General features: G+C 69.8%; 18 protein-coding genes. 7 read left to right on the plus strand and 11 right to left on the minus strand.

Annotation, left to right across the window (positions count from 1 at the left end; all coding sequences use genetic code 11):
• Positions 1-40: 40 nt before the first annotated feature.
• The 3 genes from ACQPYK_RS35930 to ACQPYK_RS35940 form a co-directional block, all read right to left on the minus strand.
• Positions 41-1,792 carry a non-ribosomal peptide synthetase gene (locus ACQPYK_RS35930; protein WP_433241263.1) on the minus strand — a complete coding sequence of 584 codons (1,752 nt, stop codon included), beginning with the start codon at positions 1,790-1,792 and terminating at the stop codon, positions 41-43.
• Positions 1,793-2,459: 667 nt separating this feature from the next.
• Complete coding sequence (locus tag ACQPYK_RS35935) at positions 2,460-3,464, minus strand: methyltransferase (RefSeq protein WP_433241266.1); 1,005 nt, start codon at positions 3,462-3,464, stop codon at positions 2,460-2,462.
• A gap of 137 nt (positions 3,465-3,601) precedes the next feature.
• Entirely contained in the window at positions 3,602-5,212 is a 1,611-nt protein-coding gene (locus tag ACQPYK_RS35940; RefSeq protein ID WP_433241269.1) for an MFS transporter, read from the minus strand.
• Positions 5,213-5,581: 369 nt separating this feature from the next.
• Here ACQPYK_RS35940 and ACQPYK_RS35945 point away from each other — a divergent pair, with 369 nt between their 5' ends.
• Entirely contained in the window at positions 5,582-6,223 is a 642-nt protein-coding gene (locus ACQPYK_RS35945; protein ID WP_433241272.1) for a winged helix-turn-helix transcriptional regulator, read from the plus strand.
• 137 nt (positions 6,224-6,360) lie between these two features.
• Here the strand turns inward: ACQPYK_RS35945 and ACQPYK_RS35950 are convergent, their stop codons facing one another.
• Both ACQPYK_RS35950 and ACQPYK_RS35955 read right to left on the minus strand, forming a co-directional pair.
• Entirely contained in the window at positions 6,361-7,791 is a 1,431-nt protein-coding gene (locus ACQPYK_RS35950) for an extracellular solute-binding protein (protein ID WP_433241275.1), read from the minus strand.
• 553 nt (positions 7,792-8,344) lie between these two features.
• Positions 8,345-8,716: a DUF1801 domain-containing protein gene (locus ACQPYK_RS35955; protein WP_433241278.1), complete on the minus strand. Its 372-nt coding sequence runs from the start codon at positions 8,714-8,716 to the stop codon at positions 8,345-8,347.
• 356 nt (positions 8,717-9,072) lie between these two features.
• On the opposite strand from ACQPYK_RS35955, the gene ACQPYK_RS35960 reads away from it, so the two are divergent.
• The gene (locus ACQPYK_RS35960) at positions 9,073-10,611 is read left to right on the plus strand and encodes a class I SAM-dependent methyltransferase (protein WP_433241281.1); all 1,539 of its coding nucleotides are present in this window, start codon (positions 9,073-9,075) and stop codon (positions 10,609-10,611) included.
• Positions 10,612-10,717: 106 nt separating this feature from the next.
• Positions 10,718-12,100 (plus strand): FAD-binding oxidoreductase, encoded by a 1,383-nt coding sequence (locus tag ACQPYK_RS35965; RefSeq protein WP_433241284.1) that lies wholly within the window; start codon positions 10,718-10,720, stop codon positions 12,098-12,100.
• A gap of 301 nt (positions 12,101-12,401) precedes the next feature.
• Here ACQPYK_RS35965 and ACQPYK_RS35970 read toward each other — a convergent pair whose 3' ends face one another.
• From ACQPYK_RS35970 to ACQPYK_RS35980, 3 genes are all read right to left on the minus strand, one after another.
• A complete protein-coding gene (locus ACQPYK_RS35970) occupies positions 12,402-12,866 on the minus strand; it encodes an enediyne antibiotic chromoprotein (RefSeq protein WP_433241287.1) in 465 nt (154 codons plus the stop codon).
• Positions 12,867-13,054: 188 nt separating this feature from the next.
• Positions 13,055-15,211, minus strand: a complete 2,157-nt coding sequence (locus ACQPYK_RS35975; RefSeq protein WP_433241290.1) for a glycoside hydrolase family 9 protein — start codon at positions 15,209-15,211, stop codon at positions 13,055-13,057.
• Positions 15,212-15,538: 327 nt separating this feature from the next.
• Complete coding sequence (locus ACQPYK_RS35980) at positions 15,539-17,122, minus strand: 4-hydroxyphenylacetate 3-hydroxylase family protein (RefSeq protein ID WP_433241293.1); 1,584 nt, start codon at positions 17,120-17,122, stop codon at positions 15,539-15,541.
• Between the two features lie 672 nt (positions 17,123-17,794).
• Between ACQPYK_RS35980 and ACQPYK_RS35985 the strand changes: the two genes are divergently transcribed.
• From ACQPYK_RS35985 to ACQPYK_RS36000, 4 genes are all read left to right on the plus strand, one after another.
• A complete protein-coding gene (locus tag ACQPYK_RS35985; protein ID WP_433241296.1) occupies positions 17,795-18,979 on the plus strand; it encodes an acyl-CoA dehydrogenase family protein in 1,185 nt (394 codons plus the stop codon).
• A gap of 50 nt (positions 18,980-19,029) precedes the next feature.
• Positions 19,030-19,455 (plus strand): SgcJ/EcaC family oxidoreductase, encoded by a 426-nt coding sequence (locus ACQPYK_RS35990; RefSeq protein WP_433241299.1) that lies wholly within the window; start codon positions 19,030-19,032, stop codon positions 19,453-19,455.
• Between the two features lie 33 nt (positions 19,456-19,488).
• Positions 19,489-20,883: an FAD-dependent oxidoreductase gene (locus ACQPYK_RS35995; protein WP_433241302.1), complete on the plus strand. Its 1,395-nt coding sequence runs from the start codon at positions 19,489-19,491 to the stop codon at positions 20,881-20,883.
• A gap of 199 nt (positions 20,884-21,082) precedes the next feature.
• Complete coding sequence (locus tag ACQPYK_RS36000) at positions 21,083-21,799, plus strand: MFS transporter (protein WP_433241305.1); 717 nt, start codon at positions 21,083-21,085, stop codon at positions 21,797-21,799.
• Between the two features lie 65 nt (positions 21,800-21,864).
• On the opposite strand, the gene ACQPYK_RS36005 is transcribed toward ACQPYK_RS36000, so the two are convergent.
• From ACQPYK_RS36005 to ACQPYK_RS36015, 3 genes are all read right to left on the minus strand, one after another.
• The gene (locus ACQPYK_RS36005) at positions 21,865-23,103 is read right to left on the minus strand and encodes an acyl-CoA dehydrogenase family protein (protein ID WP_433241307.1); all 1,239 of its coding nucleotides are present in this window, start codon (positions 23,101-23,103) and stop codon (positions 21,865-21,867) included.
• 252 nt (positions 23,104-23,355) lie between these two features.
• Positions 23,356-24,159: an alpha/beta fold hydrolase gene (locus tag ACQPYK_RS36010; protein ID WP_433241310.1), complete on the minus strand. Its 804-nt coding sequence runs from the start codon at positions 24,157-24,159 to the stop codon at positions 23,356-23,358.
• A 355-nt stretch (positions 24,160-24,514) separates the two neighbouring features.
• A complete protein-coding gene (locus ACQPYK_RS36015) occupies positions 24,515-25,903 on the minus strand; it encodes a condensation domain-containing protein (protein ID WP_433241313.1) in 1,389 nt (462 codons plus the stop codon).

The raw sequence follows: 25,903 nt of genomic DNA on the forward strand, positions 1-25,903 counted from the left end.
CGGACCTCTTTCCGGTCTCCGTCTCGCGTGTGCGCGGCGCCTATTTGGCGCCGGCCTCCAGCTGCCTGGCCAGACCCGCCACCGTGGGGGAGTTGAACAGGTCGCCGACCGTCAGCTCCACGCCCATCACCGCTCTGATGCGGCTGGTCAGCCGCATCGCCAGCAACGACTGCCCGTCGAGGTCGAAGAAGCTGTCGTCGATGCCCACCCGCTCCACGCCGAGCACCTCGGCGAACAGGGAACACAGGACCTCTTGCCTGGCGTCCCGGGGAGCCCGGTAGGCCGCCGCGCCCTCGACGAACTCGGGCTCCGGCAGCGCCCGGCGATCCAGCTTTCCGTTGGGCGTCAGCGGCAGGGCGTCCATCGCGACGAACGCCGTCGGCACCATGTACTCCGGCAGCGACTCCGTGGCGTGGGCGCGCAGGGCGGCGACGTCGAGGTCGCCGGACTCGGGCACGACGTAGGCGGCGAGCCTCTTCTCACCGGACTCGTTCTCCCGGGCGACCACGGCGACGTGGGCCAGCCCCGGATACTTCGCCAGGACGACCTCGATCTCCCCGAGTTCCACCCGGAAGCCCCGGATCTTCACCTGGTCGTTCGCGCGCCCGATGAATTCGAGCAGGCCGTCGTCGTTTCTGCGCATGAGGTCGCCGGTGCGGTACATCCGCTCGCCCGGAGCGCCGAAGGGGTCGGCGACGAAGCGCTCGGCCGTCAGGTCCGCGCGGCCGTAGTAGCCCCGCGCCAGGCCGCGGCCGGCGATGTACAGCTCGCCCACCACGCCGTCGGAGACCGGGTTGAGCCGGTCGTCGAGGATGTGGAGCCGGATGTCGTCCATCGGGCCGCCGATCGGCACGCTCGTGCCGGGCTCGTACGGAGCCGTCATCGGCGAGTGCGTGGAGAACAGCGTCACCTCGGTGGCACCGTACATGGCCCGGACCACCGTCTCCGGGGACGCCGCCAGCACCCGCTGCACCGCCGTCGGCGCGATCACGTCGCCACCGGTCAGCACCTCGCGCACACCGACGAGGGCCCGCGGCGCCTCCTCGGCAAGCACCCGGAACAGCCCCGCGGTCAGGTGAATGCCCGTGATCTCGTTGTCACCGATCAGGCGCTGCAGGACGCCGACGTCCAGGTCTCCGGGCGGCGCCACGACGATCTGCCCGCCGTGCAGCAACGGCACCCACAGTTCGTAGGTGGAGACGTTGAAGGCGTACGGGGCCACCATCAGCACCCGCTCGTGACGACCGGTGTCCCAGCATCCGTCGAGCGCCAGGCCGAGCACGTCCCGGTGCGTGACCGCGACGCCCTTCGGATGTCCCGTCGAGCCGGAGGTGTGAATCACGTACGCGAGCTGGCGGGGGTGGACCGTCACTCCCGGATCGGATGCCGGTGACGTCGCGATCTCCCGGTCGGTGTCGACGATGACGACCTGCTCGCACGAGGGAAGACCGCGTCCCCGCATGACCTCGTCGGCCAGCAGCACCGGGGACGCGGTGTGGTCCACGATCCACTGCATGCGCTCCAGGGGGTAGGCGCTGTGCAGCGGCATGTAGAACGCGCCGGCCTTGACGATCCCCAGGATCGCCACCACCACCTCGACGGAACGCTCCATCAGCACCGCCACCGGACTCTCCGGACGCACGCCCAGGCCCAGCAGCCGGTGCGCGAGCCGGTTCGCCCGCTCGTCCAGCTCCCGGTAGGTCAGCCGGACGTCGCCTGAGGACACCGCCACCGCATCCGGCGTCCGGCTGACCTGCTCGGCGAAACGCCCCTGGATGGAAGAGGAACCCATCACGTACTCCAATCCGTTCATTCCCTGAAGCCCGACGGCGCGAATGGTGACGGCGGCACCGCGCGGCCCACCGGTTCGGATCACCACGTGTCCGGCGCACGGCGACGCCGGCGGGAACCGCGACGATCAGGTGGACCGGAGAGCGAGATGGCCGTCCGAGAGGAACGCCGGCGACATCCGGATCTCCGGGAATCGGAGTCCACCGGTGTCACCGCGAGCCGAACGCCGCCGCGCCGCGGGAGCACCGCGTCCGCTCCGCGGCGGACCAGCCGCCGTACGGTGACCAGACCCATGCCGCTTGCCACCTCCGGCGATCAGTACGGTCGTGCCCTCGAACCAGCCATGCGACCAGCGTCACATTTGCGCACTCTGAGGTGCATCTCCCGAATTGCGGTGTGGTCTTCCCGCGGTGGAGGCGACGATCGCCATGATCTGGCGAGCTGCCGGGCATGGTCACGTTCACGGCCCTGGACGCCGTGAGGCACGCCCCCTCGCGGGCGCGGGTGCCGCACATGGCGACGTCCACGGGCGCGAGTGCCGCCAAGGGCGCGTGCATGGACGTGGGTGCCGCACATGGCGACGTCCATGGACGCGGATGCCACGAAGGGCGCGTCCATGGACGTGACGCCGGCCCGTTACGCGGCGGGCCCGCCGCGTGCGCGCGTCGCTAGGCGACGGTGAGTTCGACGATCGACAGGTCCCCGGCGGGATGCACGGCCGCCACGCTCAGCCCGCAGTCCGCGGCCAGCGCGGTGAGCTCGGCGGCGCCGCGCTCCTTGCCTCCGTACAGGACCAGCATTCGCAGGTCCATCCCGGTGTGCGGCGACTCGCCGTCGGCGCCGATCTTCTCCACGACGAAGACGGTGCCGCCGCTGCCCGCCGCCTCCGCGCAGCGCCGCAGGATCGCGCGCGCCGAGTCGTCGTCCCAGTCGTGGATGACCAGCGACAGCAGGTAGCCTCCGGCGCCCGGCGGCAGTGGATCGAAGAAACTGCCGGCCACCACGTCGCTCCGGTCGGCCAGCCCGGCCTCGGTCAGCGCCTTCCACGCGGCCTCGGCGGTGTCCGGCAGGTCCAGGACGGTGCCCCGCAGGGCGGGGTGCTCGGTCAGCAGCGCGATCAGCAGCGAGCCGTCCCCGCCGCCGACGTCCACCACGTGTCCCAGCGATCCCCAGTCGTAACCCGAGATGACGGCGCGCGAGCGCGCCGGGACGTCGACGCCCATGTAGGTGTTGAAGGCCACCGTCCGCGCGGGGTCCGCCGCCAGATCCTCCCAGAAGGAACGGCCGAACTGCAGCGGGAAGGCGGCCTCGCCGGTGCGCACGCTGTGCAGCAGGTGGACGAAGGCCAGATCGGCGCGGCCGACGCCCTCGATGTCGAGCCCGGCGCGCATGCCGGCGGGGTGGTCGTCACGCAGCAGTTCACCCAGGGCGGTCAGCCCGTATCGGCCCGACCCGTCGCGGCTCAGTACCCCCCTGGGCGTGAGATAGCGCAACAGGCGGTCGAGCGCGTCGGCGTCGGCGCCCACCGCCTCGGCCAGCTCCGGTGCGGTGCGTGTCCCGGCCGCGATGTGGTCGGCGATCCGCAGCGTCGCCGCCACGCGCACCGCCATCGGGGTCCCGAGATGGGCCATGGCCCACAGCTTGGCGCGTGTCCCGTCCTCGTCTGCCACCACGTTCTCCCGTCGTCACCGTTGATGAAGTCGTCCCCGAACCGGGCCGCAAGGCGACGAAGTCGTCCTGACCAGGTCAGGACGACTTCGTCACTCGGGGCCGGCGGCCGGACCGGTCCCGGGCTCTTGCCTTGCCGGCGTTACGCCGACGGGGTCGAGGCCGCCACGGGGGCGGCCGCCTCCGCGCCGTCGGAGACCTGCTCGGACCCACCGTCGGCGGCCGGCTCGGCCTGACCGATGGGGGGCACGTGCCTGAGCATGGTCGCGATGAGGACGGCGACGCCCGCCAGGAGCACGGCGCCGATCGCGGTCACGGTGTTCAGCGCGCCGGCGAAGGCCTGGTTGGCCGGGGCGAGCAGCGCCGCGCCGAGCTGCTCGGGAAGCTTGCCGGCCGCCGCCGCGGCTCCGGCGATGCTGTCGCGGGCGGCCGCGGCCGCGTCGGCCGGGATGTTGGCGGGGATGGTGTCGGCGACGTGGCTGCGGTACAGGGCGAAGCCGATCGTGCCCAGCAGGGCGCCGCCCAGGGTGCCGCCGAACTCGTTGCTCATCTGCGCCAGTGAACCGGCGGATCCGGCCTTCTCCGGCGGAGCGGACCCGACGACTATGTTGGTGCCCAGGGCCACCAGCGGAGCGCCGCAGAAGGAGAAGAAGGCGAAGCCGACGATCAGGATCGCGGTCCCGGAGGTCGCGCCGACCTGGGTGAAGGCCGCCAGGACGATCGCCGTACCGGCCATGCCGGCGGAGATGACGTAGGCGGGACGGAACTTGCTCGCGAGCATCGGCGCCACCATGAAGCCCGCGGTGGCCGCGGCCATTCCTGGCAGCATCGCCAGGCCGGCCTGCAGCGTGGACATCCCGCCGACCACCTGGAAGTACAGCATCATGAACAGCATGGTCCCGCCGCCGACCACGCTGTAGCACAGCTGGCTGGTCAGGGCGGTGCTGAAGGAGCGGTTGCCGAACAGGCCCAGGTCCAGCAGCGGGTCGCGCAGCGTGCGCTGCCGGCGGCCGAACGCCAGGGCGGCGACGATGCCGACCAGGACGGCCACGATGGGCAGCGGGTGCCAGCCGTTGCGGGCCAGCTCCTTGATGCCCCAGATGATCGGCAGCATGGTGGCCAGGGACAGCACGACGCTGGCCGGGTCGATCCGTCCGGCGTTGCTGTTGCGATACTCGGGCAGCACGATCGGGCCCAGGATGAGCAGCAGCACCATCAGCGGCGCGGCCAGCAGGAACACCGCTCCCCACCAGAAGTTCTCCAGCAGCACGCCGCCGATGATCGGGCCGACGATCGCGCCGAGGGTGAAGGTCCCTCCCCACAGGCCGAAGGCGGTGGCCCGCTGCTTGGCGTCCTGGAACATGTTGGTGATCAGCGCCAGGGTCGAGGGCATCAGCGTCGCTCCGGCGATGCCCAGCACCGCGCGGGCGGCGATCAGCATCCCAGGGCTGGTGGCGTAGGCGGTCAGCACCGAGGCGATGCCGAATGCGGTCGCGCCGATCAGCAGCAGCTTGCGGCGGCCGATCCGGTCGCCCAGGGTGCCCATCGTGACCAGGAAGCCCGCGAGCATGAACCCGTAGATGTCCATGACCCACAGCTGCTGGGTGCTGTCCGCCTTCAGGTCCGCGCTCAGGTGCGGCAGGGCCAGCAGCAGCACGAAAATGTCGATGGCCACGAGGAATGTCGGCAGGGCAAGCACCGCCAGCCCGACCCACTCCCGCCGCCCAGCCTTGGGTACATCCGCAACAGTCACGTTCCTACTCCTTTCGTCATCTCGCTCGGCCGTTCAACCCGCCTCAGGCCTGCGGCACGTACTCGGGCATGGCGGTCGATGACGATCGGCCAGCCTGCGCCCGCCGCCTGCGCGCGTGGGTTCCCGGCATGTTCGGTTCGGTGGATCGGTCGTGTCGGTCGTGCGACAAAAGCGTGCCTCGCCGGGTGGTGCGCGCGCATCTCCTCGATTGCTGTCTTTGCCCGCACGGTGGCGGGCCGGAGGCGGCGGCGGCAGGGCCGGCTCCCCGGATGAGGCGGGGCTGCCCCGGCGTCCGTCCAGGTCAGTCGAGTATTACTTGTTCTAAGCAAGTAAACATTACAGAAGCAACCATGATATAGAATGAAGATCGTGACCAGACGAACCTACGGGCAGCACTGCGGGCTCGCACGCGCCCTCGAGATCGTCGGCGAGCGCTGGGCGCTGCTCATCGTCCGTGATCTCCTGGTCGGCCCCAAGCGCTTCACTGACCTGCGCAACGGGCTCGCGCGGATACCGACCAACGTGCTGTCGGCCAGGCTCAAGGAGCTCGAGCACGCCGAAGTCGTGCGCCGCCGCGTCCTGCCCCGTCCGGCGGGCTCCGTCGTGTACGAGCTCACCGAATACGGCGGCGAGCTGGAGGAGGTCGTCCTGCGCCTGAGCCGGTGGGGGTCGCGGACACTCGGCGAGCCCGGACCGGACGACATCGTCACGGTGGACTCGCTGATCACGGCGGTGCGCTCGGCCTTCCACCCCGAGGCCGCCGGTGGCCCCGACGTGAGCTACGAGCTGCGCGCCGGTGAGATCGTCATCCACGTGATCGTCGGCGGCGGGCGTCTCGACGTCGCGCAGGGAGCCCTGCCCGGCGCCGGCCTCGTCATCGAGACCGACTCGCCGGCCCAGGCGTTGCCGGCCGTGGGGACGGGCTTCGCCGAAGCGGTCGCCGGCGGCGGCGTTCGCCTCACCGGAGACCCGGCCCTGCTGCGGCGGTTCGCCGAGATCTTCCACCACTGACCGCCACGACCGCTGCCGGGCGAGGCGATCCCCGGCGTCCGGCCCGGCCGCCGCCGTGACCCTCGATCTCCGCGAGGTTACGAGGGTCACGGCGGCGGCCCACCTCCGGCGCGCCGGGGAAATCCGGGCGCGCCGCGCTAACGATTGAGCTGAACGACGTTCTCCAGGTCGGCGCCGGAGTACGGCTCCGCGTCCCGGAAGAACTCCACCCTCAGGCTGTTGGGGCTGCGAGGGCCCGTCCGGAGGCACTCGGCCCGGTAGTCGTCCAGCAGTTGCTGGGCTTCGGCGGTGGCCTCGGCGAAGCGGGCGACCGGGTCAGCGCCGTGGGAGAGCACATCTCCCATGGCCCGCGTCATGACGTCCTGGACTCCGGCGAAGTCCCCGAACAGCGCACCCCACGACTGCGGCGTGGTCGTCGCCGCGTCGACCTGCTCCTCGGCCGCCCGGTGGGCCGGATACGTCTTGAGCTGGTCGCTGGCCACCCGGTGATAGGGGTGCCTGTCGAACCAGCCCTCCTTCTCCAGCAGATCGAACGACGCGTTGGTGACCGGGACGAAGCTGTTGGACTTGTGCTGGTCGGCGGCATTGTGCGGGTTGTGCATGTACTGCAGGAAGGCCAGCGCGCCGTCCCGGGTGACCTCGTCGAGGCCGTCGGCCAGCCAGAGGGAGGTGCCCGCGAGCGCGTTGCCGGCGTAGGGGACGCGGCCGTTGTCGGGGAAACGGCTCACCTCGATGTCGAAGCCGCCGCTCTCGGCCGCCTGGACCATGTAGTTGAGGTCGTTGGACGAGGTGATCCTGAACGCCACCTCCTGGGTCGCGAAGGCCTTGAAGGTGCCCTCCCAGTCGGGGATCTTGCCGGTGTAGAGGTAGTGACCGTCCTGGTGGAGCCGCCGCCACCACGTCACCCAGGCCAGCATCTCCTTCGACACCAGGTCGACGCTCTCGGCCCGGCCGGAGCGGCCGTTGGCGTTGTCGACCAGCAGGCCGCCCTGCACGGCGAGCGCCTGCTGGAAGAACAGCCCGTGGTTGGACCAGGTGATGCCGTGGGACGGACCGTCGGCAAGCTCGGCGACGGTCTTGCACGCGGCCTCGACTTCGTCCCAGTTGCGCGGCATATCGGACACGCCGGCCGCGCGGAGCAGGTTCGCGTTGGCGTAGAGCAACATCGTCGTGGCGACCGACGGCATGGAGGTGAGATCGCCGTCGTAGGTGTAGTAGTCGCGCACCGCCGGGATGATGTCATCGATCACGACCGGCTCGCCGAGGATCTCCTTGCGACCGCCGATCGCCTTCTCCACCGAGGTGAACAGAGGCGTGCCGTCGGCCCTACGGATGTCCCGGGCCGCCTGGGTGATATAGAAATAACATTCGGCGATAGCCGGCGGACAACCCTGTGCGGCAGCCTCGGAAATCTCCAGGGGAAGCGTACGGAAATCACAACCCCGAATGTTGACATGATACTCAGGGTGAGCCGCGTCGAATTCTTCGCCCAGTCTCCTCAGCCGGTCCATATAGCCCGGAAAGGTCAGATCGGCTACCCAGACGTCAATGACGACTTTACTGTTCATTCGATCTCTTCCTGCTTGTCGGGGTTGGGGTATGGCGTTTCGATCGCTCACCTGCACCCAGCCTTACCAGCAGGAACCTGGCCACCGGCCGGCGGCGGGGAGGACCGTGCCGGCCAACGACTCGAAGCGGTTCCGCCGGAGTGCGTTAGGCCGGCCGTACGCCAGACAGCTCAGGGACCGCGTCCGAGCAGATCATCCGGAACGCAGTTCGCCGCGTTCGTGATTTCCCGGCCTCCCCTCGCGCCGTGGCCGCCTGTTCACCCGAGCTTTCCGGGCGGTCGAGCCCGCGGGAAAAAGAACTGCCTAAGGCCTATGATTCGCGCTGAACGGCGCGCTCACATCTCCGCGATTGCTGTCTCGCCCGTACGGCTCTCCACGATTTCATCCCACCCGTACGGCTCTCCGTGATTTCCGTCCCGCCCGTACGGCTTTCGGCGATTTCCGTCCCACCCGTACGGCGGCGCGCCAGGCGACCGTGGCCCGTCGACGACCGTGGCCCGCGGGCGCTCATGGCCCGCGGGCGACCGCCGGGAGGGAACGAGCCCGGACCGCTCTACTTCGCCGGCTCCAGTTCCCGTGCCTGACGCAGCCAGTCGGTGAACAGCTCCACATCGATGTCGGCGACGCTGCGGAGCTTGACGCTCCCCATCCCGGGCCGGCTCATCGGCTGGATCCGCCCCGACGGGTCGGAGATCTCCTGAATCCGCCACAGTCCCAACGTCAGATACGCCGCGGACGCCTTGACGAACACCACCGGCGCCTTACCCGGCGCGGCACCCAGGCTCCACGTCGGATCCCCGTGCCACAGCGCCGCCTCCACCCCCGGCAACGCCCCGTCGATGACCGACCGGACCTTCTCTCCGACCTCCCGCAGCGGCTCCGCCAGAGCCGCGAAATACTCATCGACGTTCGCGAACTTCGCCATGTCGCTCCTTCCTCCGAGCGCCGTCCGACCAGTTGCCACTATTGCCCCATCGTGATCCCCCGATTACCGAGAATGCATCTTCCGGATTGCTCGATTCGTCGGCGTGGAGCGGCGGGTGATTTTCAACCGGGGTGGCCGGGAACGGCCTCCATGCATTCTGGGCAGGCCCGCCGGCAAGGATCCTGGCCGGTCAGCACGCTGGAAGAAGACGCAGAGAGACGCCGATGTGACGATTTTACCGGCGGATGTCTCGCCGTATGCGAATTGGAGTGAGTTGGGTTGCGGAAATGGCCGTCTGGCCGTGCACCTGGGTGCGGGCCGACTTACCCCATCACCTTTCACGAAAGGACGTGCACATGAGTGTTTCCACTGCCCATTCGACCGTCGCGGAACTGATCGACTCCTTCACCGGCGCGACACCCGATGAGCTCGACGCGGAGTACCGGCGACTGGTCGGCGCGCTGTGGAACGACGGCGACCTGACGGATCTGGCCCTGTCGGCGGTGCCCGCCCTCGTGGCACGGCTGGGGCAGGTCGACGACGACCGCAAGGGCTATCTGGCCATCCTCCTGGGCCTGCTCGCCGAGGCGGAGTATCCCGCCGTCGACGGCGAGGTGACGGCCGCGGTCCGGCAGGGCATCGACCTGTACCTGGACCTGGCGAGCGGCAGCACGAAGGGGCAGCCGCTGTCGCTGGCCCTTTTCTACCTGCTGGCGCACTTCCCCGACGACCGCGACCGCGTCCTCGCCGTGGCCGCGGACGCGCACATCGACCCGGACGACCTGGGCAGGCTCGACCGCGCCCTGCAGCGGCTGGATCCGGCGAGCCCGGTGCTGGGCCGGGTGTTCCCGTCCCCGTCGGTGTGGACGCTGGACGAGGCCGAGCGCGAGTTCGACCAGGCGTGGATCAAGACGCTCACCCCCGCGCAGATCACGCACAGCTGGGAGGACGACACCCGCACGGTGCTCGGGCACGCGGGCGGGAACGCCTACTGGGCGGTGCGCAACGGAACCCCCGAGGCCGCCGGCAGCCCCACGGTCCCCGCCCGCGACGCGGTCCGGACCCCCTCCCCCGACCCCGCCATCGACATCTTCACCCGGCACGCGGACGTGCTGCGGTGCACCAACTGCCGCAGCAGGCTGGACTTCCAGCACAGCGGCGTCCGGTGCACCGGATGCTCGACGACCTACCCGATCGGCAGCGGCATCCTCAACCTCTTCGCGGGCGCCGGCAACTACGCCGACGACGACGACTTCCTGCTGAAGTTGTCCGAGATACCGACCATGGGCCTGTTCTACGAGGCCATCGCCCGGCCGGCCTTCCTGCGGGTGTCCGGCTCCAACTGGGGCGGCCAGGTCAGCCGGGCCGACGAGGACGCCTACATCGCCGAGCACGTGCGGCCGGTGGACGGGCCGGTGCTCGACCTCGCGGCCGGAGCGGGCGGCTGGACGGCCGTGCTCGCGGAGGCGGTCGGCGCCGAGCGGGTGATCGCGCTGGATGTGAACCCGGCCATGCTGACCGTGCTGCGCGGGCGGCTGCCGAAGGTGCCCTCGGTGCTGGCGAGCGCGACCGCCCTGCCGTTCGACGACGCCGCCCTGGGCGCGGTGCTCTGCTGGAACGCCCTGCAGGCCTTCCCCGACCACGCGGCCGCGGCGATCGCCGAGGTGGGCCGGTGCCTGCGGCCGGGCGGCACCTTCACGATCATGACCTTCCGGATGTCCTCCGACCCGATCGCCCGCTACTTCCAGGCGGCTCACCGCCTGCCGCAGCACGCGGACGGGCTGCGGCTGTTCGACCTCGACGAGCTCAAGGGCTGGCTGGCCGAGGCGGGGCTGAAGGTGCGCGAGGAGTCGACCCCCGGCACGTTCGTCTTCATCACGGCCGAACGGGTGTGACGAGCGAGGCGGTCCGGGCCTCACGCGGCGAACGCCCGTGAACCCGGCCGCACGACGGACGCGAAGGCACGGTCGCATTGACCACTGAACTGGAGGCACGGCACTCATGACCACGGTCGGCGAGCGGGAAACGAGCATCGCGCTACCCGGGGACCCGGCGTACGAGGCCGCGACGCAGGTCTTCAACCTGTCCGCGCCGGCGCAGCCGGTGGCCGCGGTGACCGCGCACACCATCGACGAGATCAGAGCCGCGATCCGCTACGCCGACGCCGAAGGGCTGGCGGTACGCGTGCACACCACCGGGCACGCCTCGGCGGCGACCCGCCCCATGCGCAACGCCGTACTGATCCGCACGCGGATGGGCGGCGGCGTCGAGATCGACGCGCAGCGCCGCCTGGCCCGCATTCCGGCGGGGACCCGGTGGGGCGCGGTGGTCGAGGCCGCGGCTCCCCACGGACTGACCGTCGCGCACGGTTCGTCGCCGACCGTCGGGGCCGTCGGATATCTGCTGCGTGGCGGGTTGAGCTTCTACGGGCGCGCGGTCGGACTCGCCGTCAACGGCGTGCGCGCGATCGAGCTGGTCACCGCGGACGGCGAGCTGCGCCGGGTGGACGCCTCGTCCGACCCGGAGCTGTTCTGGGCGCTGCGCGGCGGAGGCGGAGGTTTCGGCGTCGTCACCGCCGTCGAGATCGACCTGTTCCCCGCGGCCAAGGTCATCACCGGAGCCGCCTTCTGGCCGGCCGTGCACGCCGAACGGCTGCTGTCGGCGTGGCGGCGGTGGACCCTGGACGCTCCCTGGGAGGTGACGACGTCGGTGCGGGTGATGAACCTGCCGCCGGTGCCGGGGGTCCCGCCCGCGCTGGCCGCCGGCCCGGTGCTGTCGGTGGACGGCGCGGTGCTCAGCACGACCCAGGACGTGACGGTCGCGCAGCAGCACGCCGAGGACCTGCTCGGGCCGCTGCGGTCGGTGGCCGAGCCGGTGCTCGACACCTGGCAGCTGACCGCGCCCTCGGCCGTACTGCAGGCGCACATGGATCCCAGTGACCCCGTCGCCGTCATCGGTGACCACATGCTGCTCGGCGAGATCGGCGACGACGGCGCCGCGGAGTTCCTCCGCGTGACCGGCGAGGGATCCGGGTCGCCGCTGGTCGTCGCCGGGCTGCGCCAGCTCGGGGGCGCCTACGCGATACCGGACCCGGCGGGCGGCGCGCTCGACCATCTCGAGGCGCGCTACTCCTACGCGGGGTCGGGAGTGCCGATGGGCCCGGTCACCGCGGAGGCGCTCAGGAGCCATTGCGACAGGGTGCGCGCCGCGATGAAACCATGGGACACCGGGCGGACCGCGCCCTCCTTCGTGGAGGACTTCGAGCAGCCGCAGGGACATCTCAGCCCGGATCAGATACGGGTCGTCGACCGGGTGCGCGCGCGGATCGATCCGTCCGGCCGGTTCCGGGACGACATCGCGCCCAACGCCACCGCGGTGTCCTGACCTCGCTCGAACCGACCTTTCCGTACGGGAACCCCAGGCGGCCGGACAGCAGTCCGGCCGCCTTTTCCTTCGGCTCCGCTTCCTTCGGCTCCGCGCGATGCGGTCACTTCGGATGCCCGGCCTTTCCCGCTCACGCCCGGGTGGCGGGGCACCGGACCGTGATCGTTGTCGCCTGGCCGCTGCCGCACCTGCCGTGCGTACGGCCGGCCAGACCGTACGCGCGGCTCGCCGGACGTGCGACAGCCCTGTGCCGGGCCGCTTCGGGGCGACCCGGCACAGGGCTGTCGATGGTGTGGTGCGCCTACTTGAAGGAGATACCCGCCCCGGCCCCCTGGCCGGCGCTGGTGCCCAGGCCGATCGAGCAGGCGACCGCGGCGCAGTCGACCGTGCCCGCCGGGGTGCCCTCGGAGCCGGCCAACCCCTGGAAGGTGCGGCGCACCACGATCGAGGTGGTGGCCGCGCCGTTCGCGTCCGTGGTCACGTCCACGGACTGGGGCTGGTTGCAAGCGATCGCGCCGCTCTGCACGAAGGCGCACTGCCCGACGTGGTAAACCGTGTTGGGGCTGAGGCCGGTGGCCGAGACCGCAACCGTGTCACCGTCTGCAAGGTTCGTCGACGGAGTCAAGGAGACCGCCGCAGCCGAGGCTGCGGCGGGCACGGCCGCGCCGGCCGCGGACTGGAAAGCGGTGGCCAGACCCAGCGCCAGCGCAGCGGCCACACCGATCTTAGAAAGCATGGTGCCCTTGTTGCTCAGTGCCTTCATCATTTCCTGACCCCTTTTCTCGGGCTGCGGACTTGTTCTTGCAAGAACAACTCTGCTCGCTCGACAGGTCGTAAACCAGGGAAGTCAGGATCATCAAGCTGCCCGCCGCGAACCACTTCCTGCCATTCTGATGCTGGACAAACACATGCGTACCAGATCAAGAGGAAACATCCCCAGGTAGGCCGCCGCGGCTACGCCGCCATGTCGGCGAACGCCGTCAGCCAGGCCAGCGCCGAGTTCCAGTTGATCGCGACCTCGTTGGTCGCGTAGGAGTTGATGTCGTCGACGTAGCACTTGGCCGGGGCGCATCCCACGAGGAACTTCTCGGCCTCCACCTTCGGCTGGTCGGAAACGTCCGAGTTGGGCCCTCCGGCCAGCGAGCCGGGAGCGGGGTGCGGGCGCGCGGGGTTGGCCTGGTGGGCCCAGAACCGGTGGTGCTGGTTCTGGCTGGCGCGCTCGCCGTACCCGGTCACGTAGGACTGGTTGAGCGCGTTCCTGCCGAGCAGGTAGTCGAGCGACTCCAGCGCTCCATCCCGGTATTTCGGGTCCCTGGTGAGGCTGTAGGCCATGCCCATCACCATCGCCCTCTGTGCCGTGCCGCCGGTCGAACCCCAGAAGTACCTGTGCCCGCCGGGCAGGTCCGGGTTGGGGTAGCCCTGGCGGCGCAGGTCGGCCAGATGCGTGTCGGCGACGCCGATGATCCGCGTGCGGGCCGCGGGGTAGTTCGGGTTCTCCTTCGTGGCACCGTCCGGGCCCGGCACGAGCGCGGCCCGGGCCAGCGCCAGGTCGGCCAGGCCTCCGGTCATCGCCCAGTAGAAGTTCCCCGGGTTCAGGGTGTGCCTGATCGAGTCCAGGTAGCCGCTGGAGCCGGTGGCGGTGTACAGCTCGGCCGCGGCCCAGGAGAACTCGTCGGAGACGTCCTCGTCGGCGTAGGTCCCGCCGCCGGGCACCGGCGTTGCGGAGGCGTAGACGGCGGGGTTCGCCTTCGCGGCGTTCCAGGCCCGCTGCGCGGCGTCCAGGCACTTGGCGGCGAAGGCGGCGTCGAAGGGGCGGTAGACCCGGGCGCACCTGGCGCCCACCGCGGCCAGGTTGAGCGTCGCGGCCGTCGAGGGGTCGAAGAGCTTCCTCTCCCGTGGGTCCTCGTGCGGAGCCACCATCCCGGTCCATCCGCCGATGTCGTGAATCTTGTGATGGACCATCCCGTCCTCCCGCTGCATGCGCAGCAGGAAGTCCAGCTCCCACCTGGCCTCGTCCAGGACGTCCGGCAGCCCGCCGCCGGCCTCCGGGATGCTCAGCGACACGCTGCCGGACTGTTCGTAGGAGTCGATCAGCTCCCACGCGGCCAACGCGCCGTTGACCACGTACTTGCCGTGGTCGCCCGCGTCGTACCAGCCGCCCCGCCGCTCGCCGTCGCCCTGGTTGGGCGCCACGTCGAGATGCCCCGCCGGCCTGGCGTAGGCGGCGCCCACGTACGCGGCCTCGATGGGGATGCCGGACCTGTTGTGGTAGAAGTACGCCAGCGAGTCCTTGCGCAGCCGGCCGTACAGGTCGGCGGCGATGTCGAACGGCACGCTCCGCCACCCGCCCACCTCCAGCCGATAGCCGCTGCCCGCCCCGCTCGCCTGGCTGAAGTCGGCGAGATGGACCTGATCGCCGGACATGACGTCGCCGCCGTACACCGTGGTCCTGCCGGCGGCGACCTCCACTCCGGTCGCGTCGAGCAGCCGCCAGGGCAACGGTGAGGTGGCGCCGCTGACGATCGTGGCGCGCTTCGGGCCGTCGGGCAGGTAGCCCACCTGGTTGACCCGCACCGGTGAGCCGAGATCCCGACCGCCCGGCGGGATGACACCACCGGTGAGGGAGACGTCGTCCAGGCACAGGTCGTAGGGCTCCTTCGCCCCGCCCACCTGGAACAGCAGCTGCGCCTTGGGCTCGTCGACGGCGGCGGTGCCGGTGATCTCGAAGCTCTGCGTGCTGGTCGTCACCGACTTCTGCCCCGACAGGATCCCGGTGTACGGCGAGACGGCCATCTGGCCGACCACCCTGATCGACACGTTCCTGCTGGCCCTGGCGGTGAAGGCCAGCTTGTACGGCTGGCCACGCTCGAACGGGACATCGCTCTGGCCGATCATCACGTCCCAGGCGTTGACCGTGCCGGCGGGGACGGTGGCGCAGAGCTCCCCGTTCACGCGGTGGCCGGTCAGGTTCTTGGTGCTCCACCAGTAGGCGAGGTCGATATCGAAGGAGCCGTTGCGCAGGCGCTCGTAGGTGGCCGCCTGCGCGGGCACCGCGGGGACGACGGTGGCCACCAACATCAGTGCGCAGGCCACGCGGAATCGAAACGACATGCAAGCCTTCCCCCGGGTACGTCCGGCCGCGGCGGCCGGACCGGGGAGGAATTCTTCGCGATCTAGAGGGATCCCGCAACACGGCGCCGATTTCATCCTGATGGCGCCGGTCAGGACGGACGCGGGAGCGCGCGGGGGCGGGGATGAGGTGGGGCTCTCGGCAGGACGGCGTCTCCGCCGCGGGCATGGCTTGCGATTCGCCGACCGGTCGGCGGCACAGAGTTCGCCCGTTCAGCCGCCGCCCGGGCCGAAAATGATCATGACGGCACCGTGAAGGTGCCGCCATGATCGGTTCCGGCTGTCGGCGGGGCGGCCGACGTCCGGCGCTCAGCCGTTGATCAGGCCGTTCCTGACGCCCCGCAGATCGTCGAAGGAGGAAAGGTCCGGTACCGTCCAGCCGTCGAGGTCGTACTCGGCGAGACACTGGTCGACCATGGCCTTGTAGCCGTCCATCTGCCCGTTGGCGAGCTGCCCGAAGAGCAGCTCCACCCGGGTGTTCTCGTGGCTGCCGGCGTAGTTGCGCTCGTAGAGCTCGTGCCGGCCGCCGAATTCGGTGCCGACCGCGTCCCACAGCAGCTTCATCACCTTGGCCCGCTCGACGGAGTCGGTGCCGTTGGAGCCGCGGACGAACTTGTCCAGGTAGGGGCGGACATCGGGGTTCTTGAAGTCGTCGGCGCTGGAGTTGATGTAGATCAGTCCGCTGGCGACGTCCTGCTGGATGATCTCCTTGACCCTCGGGTAGCCGACCTGCATGAACCATCGGTAGGCCATGCCGTACTGGGGGTTGGGCAGCAGCGCGCCGTTCTTCCACTCGATCGGGTTGCGCGCGGCCGCGTCGGAGAAGGCCCAGAACAGGTTGCGCCAGGCCAGAACCTCGCCCAGCCGGCTCTGCACGCCCCGGAAGTCCGCGGTGCCGGTGATCTCCAGCGCCTTGGCCAGCAGACCGGCGATGAACTCCAGCTTCACCGCCAGGCGCGTGCACCCGTGGAAGGTGAAGCGCTCGATGAACCCGGAGTGCCCGGTGAACAGCTGCACCTTGCCCACGTCACCGTAGACGAACACGTTCTCCCACGGTATGAGGACCTTGTCGAGGACGAGGATGGTGTCGTTCTCGTCCAGCCGGGAGGAGAGCGGGTAGTCGAACGGACTGCCCATCACCGCGGCCGTGGCGGTGTAGGACGGACGGCAGATCAGCTTCATGCCCGGCACGCCCATCGGCACCGTGGCCACCAGCGCGAACTTCTTGTCCTTGATCGGCAGGCCGTAGTGGGCGATGAAGTTGTAGTGGGTGAGCGCGGAACCGGTGGCGACGACCTTGGCGCCGCTCACGATGACGCCGGCGTCGGTCTCCTTCTCCACGTGGATGAACACGTCGGCGACCTCGTCCGGTGGACGGTTGCGGTCGACCGGCGGGTGCACGATCGCGTGGTTCCAGTACAGGACCTTCTCCTGCGACTCCTTGTACCAGCGGCGCGCGTTGTCCGCGAAAGGCTCGTAGAAGTCGGCGTTCGCGCCCAGCGTGCCGAGGAAGGACGCCTTGTAGTCCGGGCTGCGCCCCATCCAGCCGTAGCTCATGCGCGACCACGCCGCGATGGCCTGCTGGTCTGCCACGAGGTCGTCCACGCTGTGCGGCGTGGTGAAGAACCGGTGGGTGTAACCGTCGCTGCCGGTGTCGGTCGGCGCGGTGAGGACATCGCGCTTGTCCGGGTCGTGCAGGGCGTCGTACAGCCGCGCGGTCATGCGGACGGGATTGAGGAACGCCGGGTGTGAGGTGACGTCCTTGACGCGGTCGCCGTATATGTAGATCTCACGGTCGTCGCGCAGACTCTCGACATATTCGTCGCCGGTCAGAGGACGCGTCTTCGGCCGCTCCTCAGTCGCGCCGGCAGCGGCATCCTGATGGTCGGTCATCGGACTTCTCCCTCTTCTCTCAACTCAACTCCTACGTGAATCGGTGGCCGTCGAGCTTTCCTGTCCAAACGGGACGCGCTCGAAGAAGTCCGTGATCGTTCGCATGCGCCGGCAGAATTCAGGAAACGCCGGAGCCGAAACTCTCCGGGCGGCGCGTTCCGCTCGGCGACGTCGGCGGGCGAGCGCCTCGGCATTCTGCTGCAGGCTTTCATGCTGGCACCCGGGGACTTTGCGGGCTTCTTTCAGATTGCGCGGTTCGCACCGCATGATTCGGCCGCCTTATTCACCGTGCAGCCCTCCGGAACTGGAAAAGTCGATTCCGGCGCCGATCGCCCGGCCGGCCGGATTTCGGTGTGCACGAATCAGTGCCGTACGGCCGCCCCGTCCGCACCGGCGATCCGCAATTCAGAAGATGCATGGGCCTGGACACGGATGCGAACGTCAGGTGGTGAGTATCGGCGGACGGCCATGGCAAATAGGCGGCTCGGCTCGGTGGTGCGCGACCGCTGTCGCCCCATGGCAGATCTCAGTGATCGAGTCCCTGAGTTTTGCGCGACGTCCCGGCCGGATCGTATCTCCGGCGCGACTTTCCCGTCCCGGGCTTTTGATAAAACCCCCGGCGGGGCGCGCGGAGTACGGCTGCACTTTCTCGTCAGAATTCCTTGGGAGGAAATGGTGTTGACGACCGATGTTCCGACGCGGGAGCAGCTTGTTCGTCGCGCGGCCGAATTGGCGCCCGTTCTTCAGAAGAACGCGGCCTGGTCGGAGGAGAACCGGCGCATTCACGACGAGTCGATCGAGGCGCTGGCCGACGCCGGCGTCTTCAAGATGAGGGTGCCGACCCGCTACGGCGGTTACGAGTCGGACACGCGGACACTGGTCGACGTGGCCTCCGAGCTCGGCCGGGCCGACGGGTCCACCTCCTGGGTGGCGTCGGTCTACTGGATCCCGACGTGGATGACGTGCCTGTTCCCCGACGAGGTTCAGGACGAGGTGTTCTCGACCCCGGACGTGCGGGTGTGCGGAACCCTCAGCCCCACCGCGATGGCCGCCCCGGTCGACGGCGGTGTCGTGGTCAACGGCAAGTGGGGGTTCATCAGCGGCGCCCTGCACAGCCACTGGCAGGAGATCGTGGCGATCCTGGTGGGGCCGGACAGCGAGCCGTACCCGATCATGGCGCTGGTTCCGAGCTCGGAGCTGCAGGTCGTCGACGACTGGTACACGGCGGGCCTGAAGGGCACGGGCAGTGTCAGCACGATCGCGCAGGATGTGTTCATCCCGTCCGAGCGCGTCCTGCCGCTGCCGGCGGTGCTCCAGGAGCAGTACGCCTCGAAGCTGAACGCCGCCTCCCCCATCTACCGGTCCCCGTTGCTGCCGGTCGCCTCCGCCTCATCCGTCGGAACCGTGGTCGGCCTGGCCAAGGCCGCCAGCGAGGCGTTCTTCCAGCGGCTGCCCGAGCGCAAGATCACCTACACCGGGTACGCGGCCCAGAGCGAGGCGCCGCTGACGCACCTGCAGGTCGCCGACGCGACGATGAAGATCGACGAGGCGGAGTTCCACGCCCACCGCCTGGCCACGCTGGTGGACTCCAAGGGTGTCGAGGGCGTGCCGTTGACGCTGGAGGAGCGCGCCAGGGCCCGCGCCGACATGGGCGCGGTGTGCCGTCTGGCCAAGGAGGCCGTGGACATCTTCGCCCTGGCCAGCGGCGGTTCGTCGATCTACAGCGACGTACCGATCCAGCGGATCACGCGGGACATCCAGGCCGTCAACCTGCACGCCCTGATGCACCCGAACACCAATGCCGAGCTGTACGGGCGCATCCTCTGCGGCCTGGAGCCCAACACCTTCTACATCTGATCGCCGTCGATCTCCATTCCGCGTCCATTCCACGGAGAAAGAGAAGGAACATGACGACCAGCAGTCCCACCGTCGCGGGCCCCACCGCCGACGACCAGGCCGCCATCGCGGCCATCCCCCAGCGCGTCGTCGCCGCCTGGGCCGGCCACGACGCCGACGCCTTCGCCGGTGTCTTCACCGAGGACGGGACCATGATCCTGCCCGGCCTGTACCGGAAGGGCCGTGAGGAGATCCGCTCGTTCATGGCGGCCGCATTCGCCGGCGAGTACAACGGGACCCGGGTGACCGGGCAGCCCATCGACATCAAGTTCTTCGGCGGCGACGCCGGAGTCCTGATCACGCAGGGCGGCGTCATGCGGCCCGGTGAGACCGAGGTCTCCGACGAGCGCGCCATCCGGGCCTCCTGGGTGGTCGTCAAGCAGGACGGGCAGTGGCGCCTGGCCGCTTACCAGAACAGCCCCCGCGACGCCGCCTAATCCTCGGCGGGAAATTTCAAGGAGGTGACCGCGATGGGCAACCATGTGGGTGAACGCGCGGTGGTGCTTGGCGGAAGTATGGCGGGTCTGCTCGCGGCGCGAGTGCTCGCCGAGGCCTATACCGAAGTGCTCGTCGTGGATCGCGACGAGCTGACCGGCGTGACCGCCGCGCGACGCGGCGTTCCCCAGGGACGGCATGTCCATGGGTTGCTCGCCCGCGGTCAGCAGATCTTGGAGGAGCTGTTCCCGGGCTTCACCGAGGGGACCACGGCGGCCGGTGTGCCGACCGGCGACCTGGGAGAACTCCGCTGGTACTTCAACGGGGTGCGGCTGCAGCCGGCCAGCACCGGGCTGGTGTGCGTGTCCGCCGCCCGGCCGGTGCTGGAGAGCCACGTGCGGGCCCGGGTGGACGCCCTGCCCAACGTGACTTTCGTGGAACGGTGCGACATCGTCGGGCTGGTCATGACGCCGGACCGCGGCGGGGTGACCGGCGTGCGCGTGCAGCGGCAGGCCGAGGGCAGCGTCGAGGAGGTGCTGGAGGCCGATCTCGTCGTCGACGCCACCGGGCGCGGCTCGCGCACACCCGTGTGGCTGGAGGAGGCCGGCTACGAGCGGCCCGCGGAAGAACGTATCAAGATCAACCTTACCTACACGACCCGGCAGTACCGGTTGCCGGACGAGGGCATCCTCAACGGTGACCTGTCGATCAACCCGGTCTCCTCGCCCTCGCATCCTCGCGGCGCGTTCTTCTCGCGGATCGAGGACGGCAAGTGCGCCCTGTCGCTCACCGGCGTGCTGGGAGACAGCGCGCCGACCGACCCCGATGGTTTCCTCGACTTCATCCGGTCCCTGCCGGTCCCGGACGTCTACGACGTGATCAAGGACGCCGAGCCGCTCGACGACCCGGTGGCCTTCCGCTACCCGGCCAGCGTCCGGCGGCACTACGAGCAGCTGGAGCGCTTCCCCGACCGCCTGCTGGTCATGGGCGACGCCGCGTGCAGTTTCAATCCGGTCTACGGGCAGGGCATGACCGTGGCCGCGCTCGAGGCGATCACCCTGCGCACCTACCTCCGGCAGGGGGTGTCGCCGCAACCGCTGCGCTTCCTCAAGGACATCGCCAAGGTCATCGACGTGCCGTGGGGCATCTCGGCCGGCGGTGACCTCACCTTCCCCGAGGTCGAGGCGCCCCGTCCGCTGATGGTCCGGGTGATGAACGCCTACATGGCGAAGCTGCAGGCCGCGGCGACCCGGGACGGCGCCATCACCAGGACGTTCATGCGGGTGGCGGGCCTGGTCGATCCGCCGCAGGCCCTCATGAGCCCGGGGATGGTGTTGCGGGTGCTGTGGAACGCCTGGCGCAAGCCGCTGAGCGTGCCGGCCTCACCGAAGAGCACTCCCACCAAGGCTCCGGCCCAGCCCGTCGGCTGACGATCGCACAACGGCGCTGCCCCGGCCCTTCCGGGCCGGGGCGGCGTCCGGCGTTGCACGACCGTTCGTGAGGCTCCCCTTGCACAGACCTTGACGAGGGTGGAGCGCCGAAGCCGCCTCGCGCGGGCAGGTCGTACGTCACCCGGGCTGTCCCCGGTCCGCCCTGCTCCACGCGGTCACGGGATCGGCATTGCTCGGCATGCGCGGGCGCTTCCGCGTCGAGGTCCCCTCGACCCGCCCGCTCCGCGCCGACATCGCCGATGGCCTGCGCCACCTGTGGGGCCATCGCGTCCTGCGCGCGCTCTCCGTCTTCGCGGGCGCGCTGAACTTCGCGAACGCGGCCTACTTCGCGGTGTTCGTCCTGTGGATCGTCGGCGATGAGTCACGGGTGGGGCTTTCCCCTCGCGGCTACGGCCTCGTCGCGGCGGTGACGGCCCTCGCGGCGGTGACGGCCCTCGGGGCGGTGACGGGCTCCCTGCCGGCCGAGAAGCTGTCCCGCCGCGCCGGCCAGGTCAGCGCATTGATCATCGCCGACCTGGTCAACGGCGCTCTGCTGCTCGTCCCGGTCTTCCTGCCGACCATCGCCGCGATCGGCCTCACCGCCGCGCTCCTCGGCGCGACGAACGCCGTCTCCGATGTGGTCCTGGTCTCGCTGAGGCAGCGGATCATCCGCGAGGAGTCGCTCGGCCGGGTCAACGCGGCCATCCGCCTGATCGGTATGGGGGCCGCACCCCTGGGTGCGGCGGCAGGCGGGTTCCTCGGCGCCCGGGCCGGACTGCCCGCCGTGTTCTGCGCCGCCGCCGTACTGCGCCTCGTCGCCGTCGTCCTGGTCTCCCGGCCCGTGACGAACCGCTCGGTCGCCGCGGCGGAACGGGCGGCGCAGGAGGCCGAAGCCGTACTCCGTTCCGCTGTCTGACGACGGCGAGACGGTTCAGCCGGCGGCGTCCCGGCCGGGTGCGGGGGCTGCCGCCGTGCGGATCCTCAGCCGATGCCGAACCTGGCCCGGGCGAGCTCGCGGTTCGCCAGGGTGGACAGGAAGATCCCCAGTCCGGCATGGCTGTGCAGCGTGGACATGTCACGCCACACGCGCTCGATGCGCTCGCCGGAGCGGACGGAGCTCGACCCCGCGGTGGGGAACAGGTGTCCCTCGACCGCGCGCCAGCACAATCTGACCGCCTCGCGGCTGATCGTGGCCAGGCGCAGCTCCTGTTCCCTGGTGAACGCCGCGGAGCCCTTGGCGCAGGTGTCGCTCCACTGCTGGATCGCGTTCAGCATGGCGGCCTCGGCGGCGGCGATCATGCCGGTGGCCTCGCCGTACTTGAACTGGTAGTCGGGATCCTCGGCGCGGGAGACGATGGGGAAGAACGAGGTCGTCCTGGTCCGCATCAGCTCCTCGTAGGCGTCGAGCGCCCCCTTCGCCATGCCCACGGCCAGGGCGCCGAGTTCGAGCAGCATGAAGCTGAGCGGCCCGCCGCCGTACTCGGGGTTGTCGTGCAGCGCCCGTCCCGGCGTTCCCTCCGTGACGCTGACCTGGCTCATGTGGGTGGGGAGGGTGAAGTGCTCGGGGATGCGGGCGTTGTCGATGGCGATGCTGTGCGATCCGCTGCCCTTGAGGCCGAGCTGCCGTCCCCAGTCGTCCAGGCGCTGCCACTGGCTGCGCGGAATGATGAACATCATGGGAGCCGGGGGCAGGCCCTCTCCCGGGGATACCAGGGTGTGGCCGAGGAAGTGCGTGGCGTACGGCGCGCCGGAGCAGTAGGTCCAGGTGCCGTTGAGCACCCAGTCGCCGTCGGCCGTGCGCTCGGCGCTGCCGGTGGGGGCGACCGTGGCGGGGCAGATGAAGTCGCCGGAGCCGAACAGCTCGGCCTGCGCCCGCTCGTCGAACAACGTGGCCACCGGCAGCGCGTGAGCGGCCCCGAACAGATACATCCAGGCGGTGGAGGGGCAGCCCCGGGCCAGTGCCATCGACACGCGCATGAAGGTGTCGACGCCGAACTCGTAGCCGCCGTAACGCCGGGGGACCAGGATCCGGTAGAAGCCCGCCCTGGCGAACTCCTCGTGGGTGTCCTGGGCGTAGAAGGTGCGTTCCTCGGTCTCGGCCTGGCGTCCGACCAGGGTCGGTGCGATCGCCTCGGCCCTGGCGATGATCTCCGCGGGCGTGAGCCCGGGTTCGGGCGGGAGGGGAGATCCGTGTTCGGCAACACTCGTGACGACTGTCATCGCTGCGCAGGTCCTTTGTCTCGAATGGTCGGCTCGGAAACATCGGCACGGTGACCCGGTGGAGTGTGCGGCGACGCCATGGCCGTGGCGCCGCCGGCCCCGGCGAGCAGCCGGGTCGTGCCCTCGCGTCCGGCCACCTCTCCAGCGTCACATGCCCGCGTTCCGCGACGCATCTCCGTGCTTGCGATGCTCCGTCGCGCCGTGCGGCCTGCCCGGATTCCGGCGGCCCGCACCCGTCCGTGACGGCGGCTCTCAGCCTTTGAAGTAGTCCACCAGCACGGGGGCCAGGGCCTTCATCGACACGTTGTGGTTCTGCCCCTCCAGCGCACGATGCCGCGCGTTCGGCACCACCCCCGCCACCTCCCGCGCCGCCTGCCGCAACACCACCGGACTCTTCTCCCCCGCGATCACCAACGTCGGCACCGCCACCGACGCCATCTGCTCCACCGGCAACGAGTAATCCCCCATCACCGCCGCGTCATACGGCAACGTGTTGGCCACCGCCTTCAACCGCGACCACATCGGCAGCAACCGCATCACCGCCACGAACACCCCCGGCACCCCGAACACCTTGCTCATGAAGTACTTCGCCGCCTCCCCCCGCCGACCCGCCGCCACCAACTCCTCCAACCGCTCCCGATGATCCGCCGGCGGCCGATGCCCCTGCTCCCCCACCATGAACGGCGGCTCGTACAACGCCAACCTGCCGATGGGAAGCCCATGCACCGCCGCCTTCAACGCCAGCACCGCCCCCGACGACAACCCCCACACCGACGCCGACCCCCCGGCCTCCCGAATCAACGCCTCGATGTCCTCGATCTCCCGCTCCACCGCATACGACGCGCCGTCGCCGCTGTCACCCCGCCCCCGCCGGTCATAGTTGAACACCGTGAAATGCTGCGACAACAGCTCCGTCAGCTCCACCAGCCCCGGAAACGCCCGGTAACTGAACGCCCCACCCACCAAAATCAGCGCCGGCCCCCGGCCCACCCGGTCATAGGCGATGACCGTGCCGTCGCTCGACGTGACCTTGTTCATCGTCGCCACCTTGCTCATGTGCGCTCCTTCGATCGTTCACGCAGCCCGGACAGGGGCCTGCGTCGCGTCTGGCCGACCGGTCGCGCGGGGCCTCGGCCCGCCACCGGGTCCGCGGTGGCGTCCGGCGCGATCTCGGCCGTGACCGGAGCGTCCGCCCGTTGCCACCTCGAACATGCCTCGATCCTTTCACCGACAATCTATGTTGTCAAGAAAATTAGAATTGTCGGTGTGGCGTCGCAGTGGCCGGGACGATGCGGCGTCGCAGCGGGCGGGGGTGGAGGCAGGAGAGACAGGAAAACGGCCGTCCGACGATCGAGTCGTGTCGCGACTCGATCGTCGGACGGCCGTCGCCGTACGGGCCGGGTCCCCGGGGTTACGGGGCCTGGATCTCCGTCAGTGGAGCGTCCGGGGCTGCCACCGCCCTGCCCAGCACCCGGCGGAACTCCGACACCATGGTGATCATCGTGCTCTCGTCGAACAGGTTGCCGTTGAACTTCAGGCTTCCGACGATCTCCCCGGAGGGGAGCACGTCCATCGCCCACAGCGCGCCATCCGGGATGTCCGAGCCCACGGGCTGCGACAGCAGCCGCCTGCGAACCTCGGAGTACTTCAGGTCGCCGACCACCTCGCCGTCCATCGCCATCGGGGACTGGAGGACTTCGAACGCGACGACGGAGCGGTCCGGCTCGGCGAACGGGCGGATGAGGTCGGGAACCTCGTTGACGACCTGGGCGAACGGGATGTCGTGGGTGTACACGTCGATGCAGGTCTCACGAGCCCGGTCGACCACCTCGCGGAAGGTCCCGCACGCGGAGATGTCCGTCCTCAGGGGGACGAAGTTGAAGAAGGGCCCGACCGTGTCCAGGAACCGGTCCTGGTAACGGCCGGAGGTGAACGTCGGGACCACGATGTCGGTGGCCCCCGTCATCTTGTTGAGAAGGACGTTGTAGGCCGCGAGCATGACCATGAACGGCGAGCTCCGCGTCGTCTTGGCGAACTTCATGGTCGCGGAGGTCAGCTCGGCGTCGATCAGGAAGCGGTACACCGAGTAGGTGGCGACGACCTCGGCCGACCTCGGCCGGTCGGTGGGAATGGCGAGGATCTGGGCGTCGCGCAGCTTTCCCCGCCAGTATTCGCGCGAGGCGTTCATGGCGTCGGTGTCCAGGTTCTCCTGCTGCCAGACCGCGAACTCCCGGTACTGGTGCACCTGCGGGAGATCGACCGGACCGTGGCCCCTGCGCGCGGCGTAGAAGGCGGCGAGGTCGCGGATGATCAGCTCTATCGACCACGAGTCGGTCGCCGTGTGGTGCGCGATGAGGACCAGGACCGCGTCGTCGTCGGCGAACCGCCCCAGGACGGCGCGCAGGTGCGGCAGCTCCGCGACGCTGTAGGTGCCGGCGTCCAGCTCGTTGACCAGTTCCTCGGCCTGCACGTCACGTGTGGCGGGATCGCCTCCGGAAAGGTCGCGGACCACCAGCTCCACCGGGCTCGGGGGGTGGATCTCCTGGTGGCGGTCGTCTCCGCCGCGGACTATCGACGTCCGGAGCGTCTCGTGACGTGCCACCACGTCGTCCAGCGCCCCCCGCAACGTATCGATGTCGATCTCTCCGTTGATCCGCCAGCCGAAGACCAGAGTGTGCCTGTGGCTGAACGCTCCCTCGGCGTCACCCTTGTCGAACGCGCACAGGAATTCCTGGTTCAGGGAGAGCGGAATACGGTCGGCCAGGCCGGTCGATGCCTGCGATGTCTCAGGAACACTCAT

The sequence above is a fragment of the Streptosporangium sp. CA-135522 genome (assembly GCF_050949235.1).
GTDB lineage: Bacteria > Actinomycetota > Actinomycetes > Streptosporangiales > Streptosporangiaceae > Streptosporangium.